Source organism: Roseovarius salinarum (assembly GCF_002834145.1).
GTDB lineage: Bacteria > Pseudomonadota > Alphaproteobacteria > Rhodobacterales > Rhodobacteraceae > Roseovarius > Roseovarius salinarum.
Window position 1 is genome coordinate 213,637 of record NZ_PHNT01000003.1, and the last position, 9,230, is coordinate 222,866.

Consider the following 9,230-nt stretch of genomic DNA (forward strand, 5'->3'; position numbering starts at 1 on the left):
AACACGGGTCTGCGCAACCAAAGGTGAATCGCGATGCTCGTCGTCCTGTCGCCCGCCAAGAAACTCCAGATGGACCCGGTCGAGGGGATCGAGGCCACGCGCCCCGCCTTCGCCGACGACGCGAGCACGCTGGCCGAGGTGGCGCGCGGGCTGTCGGTGGACGAGCTGGGCAAGCTGATGAAGATCAGCGATTCGCTGGCCAACCTGAACGCCGAGCGGTTCGCGCGGTTCGGCGAGATGGAAACGAAACCGGCGGCCCTGGCCTTCGCCGGCGACACCTACCAGGGGCTGGAGGCCGGCTCGCTCGACGCCGACGAGATGGCCTGGGCGCAGGACCACCTGCGCATCCTGTCGGGGCTTTACGGCCTTCTGCGCCCGCTCGACGCGATCCAGCCCTACCGGCTCGAGATGGGCAGCCGGCTGCGGACCGACCGGGGCAGGACGCTGTACGACTACTGGGGCGACCGACTGTCGCGGGCCCTGAACGCGCAGGCCGAGGCGCTGGGCAGCGATGTTCTGGTCAATTGTGCCAGCCAGGAATATTTCGGCGCGGTCAAGCCCGACGCGCTGAACCTGCGGGTGATCACCCCGGTGTTCATGGAAGAGAAGGCCGGCGGCCCGAAGATCGTCAGCTTCTGGGCGAAGAAGGCACGCGGCGCGATGGCACGGTTCATCATCCAGCACCGCCTGACCGACCCCGAGGCGCTGAAGGATTTCGACACCGGCGGTTACCGTTTCGACCCCGGCATGTCGGAGGGTGACACGCTGGTGTTCCGCCGAGGTCAGCCCGAGGTCTGAACCGCCGGCAGCGGCGGGCGGGTATCTGCCGGGCAGGCCGCGAGGATCCGCTCGGTGATCGCTTCCTTGCGCAGGGGCTTGGTCAGGTAATGGTCGAGGCCGGCGGCGAGGATGTCGTCGGCGTCGCCGTCCATGGCATGTGCGGTCATCGCCACCATCGGCACCCGTCGGCCGCCGGTTTCCTGCGCGCGGATCCGGCGCGTCGCTTCGCAGCCGTCCATGCCGGGCATCGAGATGTCCATGAACACGATGTCCGGCGCGAGGCGTTGGAACAGCGCGACGGCCTCCTGCCCGTCGGCCGCGAATTCCAGCTCGATGTCGAGGTCCTTCACCATTTTCGAGAACACCAGCCGGTTGGTCCTGTTGTCCTCGGCCGCGAGCACGCGCATGGCACGCTGCACCGTCGGGACGGTGTGCGGCGCCGGAACCTCGGGCGGTGGGGCGGTTTGCTCGTGCGTGCCCGCCCTGCCGATGCCGCGCAGCGCGGCGAACAGGGTGCGGCGGGGCACCGGGCGCTGCAGCAAGGCGGCAAGGTGGCGGCGGGCCGGGTCCTGCTCGGCAAAGCCGGTGTTGGAGCTGAGCATCACGATGGGCACGTCGTGGCCCGCGTCCCGGATCGCGGCGGCAAGCTCCAACCCGTCCATGCCGGGCATGTTGTGGTCGGTCAGCACCAGGTCCGTGTCTTCCAGACGGTCAAGCGCGTCGGACCCTTCCGCGCAACTGGTCACCTGGATGCCCAGCGCGTCGAGCTGGCGTTCGAGGATCGCACGGTTGACCGGCTGGTCGTCGACCACGATCGCGCGGCGCAGCCAGTCAGGCAGGCTCATGTCTTCCGGCGCTGTTTCCTCGGCCACGGGAAGCGGGATCGAGAAGCCGAAACAGGTGCCGTGCCCCTCGCGCGAGTCGACCCAGATTCGCCCGCCCATGAGGTCGATCAGCCGTTTCGAGATGGCCAGGCCGAGCCCCGTGCCCTCGAATGCGCGCGAATGGTCGCCGTCCACCTGGTTGAACTCGCCGAAGATGTGATCGAGCTTGTCGGGCGGGATGCCGATGCCGGTGTCCTCGACCGTCACATGCACCTGTGCCGGATCGCCCGGGTTGCGTTCCATCCCGACCACGCGGACCAGGACGTGGCCTTCCGTCGTGAACTTCACCGCGTTGCCAAGCAGGTTGGTCAACACCTGCCGGATGCGCCCCGGGTCGCCCTCGAACCGGGTGGGCAGGAACATGTCGTAATCCACCAGCAGGTCCAGCCCCTTGTCCCGTGCGCTGGGCTGGAGCAGCATGACCAGTTCGTGGATGCACCGCTCGAGGTCGAAGGGTTCGGGATGCAAAACGAGTTTCTCGGCCTCGATCTTCGAATAGTCCAGCACGTCGTTGATGATCGCCAGCAACGCCTCGCCGGAGTTCCTGATGGTGTCGGCGTACATGCGTTGCTCACCGGTCAGTTCGGTGTCGCCCAGCAGTTCGGCCATGCCGACGACCCCGTTCATGGGCGTGCGGATCTCGTGGCTCATGTTGGCGAGGAAGGCGGATTTCGCGCGGCTGGCGGCCTCGGCCTTGCGGCGGGCCGCCTTCAACTCCTTTTCGTAGTGGACGGTGTCGGTGATGTTCAGCGCCAGCGTCACGACGTCGCCGCCGTGGCCGCGCCGGTCTATCAGCTTGATGTACTGGCCGTTCCAAAGACGGATGACACGGGGGCCGGGGGCGTCGCCCTGCCAGCGGTCCAGCATCATCTCGCGCCACTCGGCCGGTGTCGTGTCGCCGATGTCGACGATGCCCTCCTCGGTCAGCAATTGCAGGATCTCGACATAGCGGACGCCGGGCTTGACCGCTTCAAGCCCGTCGAACACCGAAAGGTAGGCATCGTTGGCCGCGATCAGGCGGCTGTCGGCGTCGAAGACGGCGAAACCGTCCTGGATCGTCTGGATGGAATGCCAAAGCCGGCGCTCGGCGATCTCGACCTTCTGGTGGGCCTCCGTGAGGTCGGACTTCACGCGCTGGTTCTCGTCGCGGACGGTCTGCACCTCGGCGCGCGTCTCGACGATTTCCTCGGACAGCGCGCGCGCATGCAGCCCCAGCTTCCGGTTTGCCGCCTGCAGCTCGGCCTGTTTCTGCTCGAGCAGCCGTTCGGCGGCAAGGCGTCCGCGCCGTTCCTCGGCAAGCTTGTTGGCAAGGCTCATGCCGGGTCCCCCGAATGCGGCGCGCTGGCAGATCGCGGCGCAGGTTGCGCCATCGCGGTGAAGAACCGCTTAATCCGGAATCGTTGCCAGCCCGCCGGGGGCGTGGCACGATGCTCGCGGTGTCAAGGGAGGCTGCCATGCTCCGCCGTTTTCTGTTTCCCCTCGTTCTTTGCGCCCTTGCCGGTCAGGCCGCCGCGCAATCGCCCGTGCCCGAGCGACGGCTGGTTGTCTCGCGTGACGTGGATTTCTTCGGCGCCGACCTGCAGCCGCTGTTCGACACCAGTTTCGAGGCCTGCCAGCGCGCCTGCCTGAGCAACCCGAAGTGCCGCGCGCTGACCTTCAACACCCGCAAGAACGCCTGTTTCCCCAAGAAGGGCGTGTCCGAGCGCAAGCCCTACGACGGGGCGCTGTCGGCGGTCGTGCTGCGGACCGATCCACAGGTGGTGTCGCGGGGCCAGACGCGCGCGGCCGAGCTCGATTTCCTGTCAGACGGTGACATCGAGGCGGCCATGTCGCAGGCCCGCGGGATCGGGGCGCGGCACCCGGGCGGGGACTGGGACGCCGATGCGCTTCTCAGGGCCGCGCAGGACCGGCGCGCCAAGGGCGACATGCGCAACGCGATGCGCTGGATGGGCGCGGCCGTGGCCCGGACGGACGCCGCCGACCAATGGGTCGAATACGGGCGCCTTTCGCTGGCGATCAAGACCGACAAGTCGCGCGACAAGCGCAATTATGCGGCGCGCGCGCTGTCGGCGTCGGTCAACGGCTACCTGCGCGCCCCGGGCGGGCCGGCGCAGGTCAACGCGCTGACCGTCATGGCCCGCGCGCTGGAGCGGCGCAACCGCGGGCGCGACATGATCGACGCACTGCGGCTTGCCCAGAGCATCCAGCCGCGCCAGCAGGTCGCAGAGGCGCTGGACGAGGCCGTGGCCAAGTACGGCTTCCGCACCACCGACAGCCGTGTGGACAGCGACAGTGCCACGCCGCGCATCTGCGCGGAATTCTCCGAACCGCTCGTCCGCGCGGGCACCGATTACACCCCATACGTGCGCCTGCCCGACGCCGGGCTGGTGGTGCAGGCCGAAAAGCGCCAGCTGTGCATCGACGGGGTCGAGCACGGCCAGCGCTATTCGTTCACGTTCCGCAGCGGGCTGCCGGCGGCGAGCGGCGAAAAGCTGCACGAGGACGTCGAGATCACCCATTACGTGCGCGACCGCGCGCCCGAGGTCCGCTTTCCGGGCCGCACCTATGTTCTGCCGCGTGCGGCCGGCGCCGCGGTGCCGGTGGAGACGGTCAACATTGACGAGGTCGCGCTGACCCTGCGCCGGATCAGCGACCGCAACCTGCTGCGCACGATCCAGGAGGATTTTTTCGGTCGGCCGCTGTCGCGGTACCAGTCCGACCTGTTCGACGGAGAGATCGCCGAAACGGTCTGGACGGGCACGGGCCAGGTGGAGAACACGCTCAACAAGACGATGACGACCCGTCTGCCTCTGGAGTCCGCGCTGGCGGACCAGCCCACCGGCATCTACGCGCTGACCGCGCGGGTTCCGGGGCGTGCGCGCCGTGACAGCCGCGGGGCGACGCAGTGGTTCGTGCTCACCGACCTCGGGCTGACGACGATGAAGGGCACCGACGGGCTGCACGTCTTCGTGCGCGGGCTCGCGGACGCGCAAGCGCGCGAGGGGGTGACGCTGACCCTGTTGTCGCGCTCCAACCGGGAACTGGCCACGGCGCGGACGGGCCCACGGGGCCACGCGCGTTTCGCCCCCGGCCTGACGCGGGGCACGGGCGGCGCGGCGCCGGCGATGGTGCTGGCGCGCGCGGGCACGGACGGTGCGGACGGTGATGAGCGTGATGGCGCGGAGGATTTTGCCTTCCTGTCGCTGACCGATCCGGCCTTCGACCTGTCCGATCGGGGGGTCTCGGGCCGCGCGCCCGCGCCGCCGGTCGACGTGTTCCTGACCACCGACCGCGGTGCCTACCGTGCGGGCGAGGTGATCCGCGCCACCGCGCTGGCGCGCGACGGGCAGGCGCAGGCGGTCTCGGGCATGCCGCTGACCGCGATCCTGACGCGCCCCGACGGGGTGGAGTATTCGCGCCACCTGTCGGCCGAGGATACCGCCGGCGGCCATGTCTTCGAGATGCCGGTGGGCGAAACGGCGCCGCGCGGCACATGGCAGTTGCAGGTCAAGGGCGACGTGGACGCCCCCGCGCTGGCCAGCCGCCAGATCCTGGTGGAGGATTTCCTGCCCGAGCGCATCGACTTCGAGATGTCGCTGCCCGAGGGCGCGATCCGCCCCGGTGACACGCCGCCGCTGACGGTCGAGGCGCGGTATCTTTTCGGCGCCCCGGGGGCGGGGCTTAAGGCCGACGGCTCGGTGACGCTGCGGCCCAGGCGGAAGCTCGAACAGTTTCCGGGGTATCTCTTCGGCCGGCATGATGACGCCGAGACACCGCGGGTGGAATACCTTCAGGGCGGCAAAACGGGCGACGACGGCCGCCTGACCCTTCCGGTGCAGATCCCCGAGGCCGACGGCCCCGCCCGCCCCTACGAGGCGCAGGTGGTGCTGCGCGTGAAGGAGGGATCGGGCCGTCCCGTGGAGCGCGAGATCACGCGGATGCTGGCGCCCGCGGCCCCGGTCATCGGGATCAGGCCCGGATTCGACGGCGTGGTGCCCGAGGGCACCGAGGCCGCCTTCGACCTGCGCGCGCTGGGGCCGGATCTCGCGCCGGTGCCGATGCGGGTGAAGTGGACGCTCAACCGGATCGAGACGCGCTACCAGTGGTACGAACGCTACGGCAACTGGAACTGGGAGCCGGTGACGACCCGCCGCCGTGTCGCCACCGGCGAAACCACGCTGGGCGAGGGCGCGGCGCGGGTGTCCGCCCCGGTGGACTGGGGCCGCTACGAACTGGTGGTCGAACGGGTCGACGGCCCCTATGCCGCGGCCTCGGTCGATTTCCACGCCGGCTGGCATGCGCCCGCCGACGCCACCCGCACGCCCGACACGCTCGAGATGTCGCTCGACAAGCCGCGGTATCGCGGCGGAGAAACCGCGACATTGCGCATGGTGCCGCGCCACGCCGGCACCGCGCTGGTGACGGTGCTGTCCAACCGGGTCATCGACATGACCGCCGTCGAGGTCACGGAGGGCGAGAACCGGATCGAACTGCCGGTCACCGATGACTGGGGCTCCGGCGCCTATGTCACGGCGCAGGTGATCCGCCCCATGGACGTGGCCGAGGGGCGCAACCCGGCACGGTCGCTGGGGCTGTCGCACGCGAAGATCGCCCCGGGCGAGAAACGACTCGACGTGTCGATCGACGCCCCCGACAGTATCCGGCCGCGCGGCCCGCTCGAGGCGACGGTCGAGGTCGACGGGCTGACCGAGGGCGACACCGGCCACGTCACGCTGGCGGCGGTGGATGTGGGCATCCTCAACCTCACCGGGTTCGAGGCGCCCGATCCGGCGGGCCACTACTTCGGCCAGCGCCGGCTGGGCGTCGAGATCCGCGACCTGTACGGCCGCCTGATCGACGGCATGAGCGGCGCCGAGGGGCGCGTGCGCTCCGGCGGTGACGCGGGCAGCCGGATGGAGCGCCAATCGCCGCCACCGACCGAGGAACTCGTCGCCTTTTTCGAAGGACCTTTGACGGTGGGCCCCGACGGCACGGCGACGGCACGGTTCGATATCCCCGATTTCAACGGCACCGTGCGGCTCATGGCCGTGGCGTGGTCCCGGGGGGGTGTCGGGCAAGCGGACCGTGACGTTCTGGTGCGCGATCCGGTGGTGACCACCGCGACGCTGCCGCGGTTCCTGGCACCCGGCGATGAAAGCCGGCTGACCCTCGAGATCACCCATGCCGACGGCCCCGCGGGGCGTGTCGGGATCGACGTGACGGCGGGCGCGGGCGTGACGCTGGGCGCGGGCATCCCGCCGCGGATTGATCTGGCCGAGGGCGAGACGCACCGCCTGAGCGTGCCGCTGCACGCCGAGGCCACGGGCGATCACGCGGTGCGCGTGGCGCTGACCACGCCCGCGGGCAAGCAGCTGCTCAAGACGCTGACGCTTCCGGTGCGGCGCAACGACCCCGAGGTGGCGCAGACGCGCCGCTTCACCCTTGCCCCGGGCGACGGTTTCACGCTGGACGACGAGGTGTTCGCGGGGCTGCGGCCGGGCACCGGCTCGGCCGTCGTTTCCGCCGGTCCCCTTGCGCGGATGAACGCGCCGGCGCTGATCCGCGCGCTCGACCGGTTTCCCTATGGCTGCACCGAGCAGGTGACCTCGCAGGCGATGCCGCTGCTTTACTTCGGGCAGGTGGCGCAGGCGCTGGGGATCGGTGACGCGCAGGCGCGCGAGACACGCGTTCAGCAGGCCATCGACCGAATCCTGACGCGGCAGAGTTCCGGCGGCTCCTTCGGCCTGTGGCGGGCAAGCTCGGGCGACTTCTGGCTCGACGCGTATGTCACAGATTTCCTGTCGCGGGCGCGGGCCGAAGGGTATGCCGTGCCCGACCGCGCCTTCACCATGGCGATGGACAACCTGCGCAACCGCGTGAACTATGCCCCCGATTTCGATGAGGGGGGCGAGGACATCGCCTATGCGTTGATGGTGCTGGCCCGTGAAGGTGCGGCGCGCATGGGCGACCTGCGCTACTACGCCGACGTGAAGGCGCAGGCGCTGGCAACGCCGCTGGCGGCCGCGCAGCTTGGCGCGGCACTGGCGGCCTACGGGGAGTCCACGCGCGCCGACCGGCTGTTCCGCCAGGCACGGGCCATGCTGGGCGACGGCCCGACGCGGGAACGCCCGGTCTGGCGCGCCGACTATGGCACGGCCCTGCGCGACCGCGCGGGTGTTCTTGCCCTGGCCGTGCAGTCGGGCAGCGACGCCGTGGACCCCGGCGCGCTGGCCGCGCCGCTTACGTCCGCGGGGCCCGAGATGTCCACGCAGGAACAGGCTTGGACGCTGCTGGCCGCGCGCGCACTCATCTCCGACGTCACCGTTGCGGGGCTGACGGTGGACGGCCAGCCCGTGCCCGGCCCCTTCGTGCGGACCCTGCAGGCCGGTGACGGGGATTCGCGCACGCTGCGCAACACCGGCGCCCGGCCCGCGCGGATCACGCTGACCACGCGGGGCGTGCCGCGGGTGGCGCCCGAGGCCGGCGGCTACGGCTTCGGGATCACCCGGCGGTATTTCGACATGGAGGGCAACCGGGTCGACCCGGCGACGGTGGAGGCCGGCACGCGGCTGGTTACCGTGCTGCGGGTGACGCCGTTCGAGAAGGCCGAATCGCGGCTCATCATCGACGATCCGCTGCCCGCGGGGCTGGAGATCGACAATCCCAACCTGCTGCGCTCGGGCGATATCGCCTCTCTGGGCTGGCTGGACCCGGCCAGCGCGCGCCACAGCGAATTCCGCAGCGACCGGTTCATTGCCGCGGTGGACTGGCGCAAGGCGGAGCCGTTCGAACTGGCCTACATCGTCCGTGCGGTGACGCCGGGGCGGTATCACCACCCGGCCGCCACGGTCGAGGACATGTACCGCCCCCGCTACCACGCGCGCACCGGCACCGGCAGGATCGAGGTCACGCGATGAAGGTCGGGGCGCTGCCATGACGGCCAGCCGCACGCCGCGCCTGCGTGCGGGGCCCATCTTCGCGGTGGCGCTGGTGCTGTTCTCGGCGGCCCTCGCGCGGGATACGCTCGATCGCTGGGTGGCGGCCACGGATCTGCCGGTTCTGGTGGCCGAGACCTCGACGGAGGTGCGCGACCGCGATGGCACGCTGCTGCGCGTCTACACCGTGGCGGACGGGTTGTGGCGGCTTCCGGTCGCGCCCGAGGCGGTCGATCCGGGCTACATCGACATGCTGCTGGCCTACGAGGACAAGCGGTTCCACGATCACGCGGGCGTCGATCCTGTGGCGCTGATGCGCGCGGCGGCGCAGGCGGTGTGGCACGGGCGGATCGTCTCGGGGGGGTCGACGCTGACCATGCAGGTTGCCCGGCTGCTGGAGGACGGCACGACCGGCACGATCGCGGGCAAACTGCGGCAGATGCGCGTGGCCCTTGCGCTCGAACGGCGGCTGAGCAAGCGGCAGATCCTGCGGCTCTATCTGATGCATGCGCCCTTCGGCGGCAACCTCGAGGGGGTCCGGGCGGCAAGCCTGGCGTGGTTCGACACCCCGCCGGCGCGGCTGACTCCGGCGCAGGCCGCGCTGCTGGTCGCGCTGCCGCAGGCCCCCGAG

General features: G+C 70.4%; 4 protein-coding genes. 3 read left to right on the forward strand and 1 reads right to left on the reverse strand.

Annotated elements, in window-relative coordinates; genetic code table 11:
• Positions 1–33: 33 nt before the first annotated feature.
• Positions 34–798, forward strand: coding sequence for a peroxide stress protein YaaA (gene yaaA / locus CEF10_RS05365; RefSeq protein WP_101067092.1), 765 nt, complete (start codon positions 34–36; stop codon positions 796–798).
• Here yaaA and CEF10_RS05370 read toward each other — a convergent pair.
• Positions 783–2,981 carry a response regulator gene (locus CEF10_RS05370; protein ID WP_101067093.1) on the reverse strand — a complete coding sequence of 733 codons (2,199 nt, stop codon included), beginning with the start codon at positions 2,979–2,981 and terminating at the stop codon, positions 783–785. The two genes, yaaA and CEF10_RS05370, sit on opposite strands and share 16 nt — an antisense overlap.
• A 137-nt stretch (positions 2,982–3,118) precedes the next feature.
• Between CEF10_RS05370 and CEF10_RS05375 the strand changes: the two genes are divergently transcribed.
• Positions 3,119–8,581, forward strand: a complete 5,463-nt coding sequence (locus CEF10_RS05375; protein ID WP_101067094.1) for an alpha-2-macroglobulin family protein — start codon at positions 3,119–3,121, stop codon at positions 8,579–8,581.
• 16 nt (positions 8,582–8,597) lie between these two features.
• Positions 8,598–9,230: transglycosylase domain-containing protein (locus CEF10_RS05380; RefSeq protein ID WP_198586149.1), on the forward strand; the 633-nt coding region annotated here is incomplete at its 3' end.

Bases quoted from the DNA above. Each gene is read 5' to 3' on its own strand.
- CEF10_RS05370 (WP_101067093.1), bottom strand. From the start codon at position 2,981: ATGAGCCTTGCCAACAAGCTTGCCGAGGAACGGCGCGGACGCCTTGCC.
- yaaA (WP_101067092.1), top strand. From the start codon at position 34: ATGCTCGTCGTCCTGTCGCCCGCCAAGAAACTCCAGATGGACCCGGTC.
- CEF10_RS05375 (WP_101067094.1), top strand. From the start codon at position 3,119: ATGCTCCGCCGTTTTCTGTTTCCCCTCGTTCTTTGCGCCCTTGCCGGT.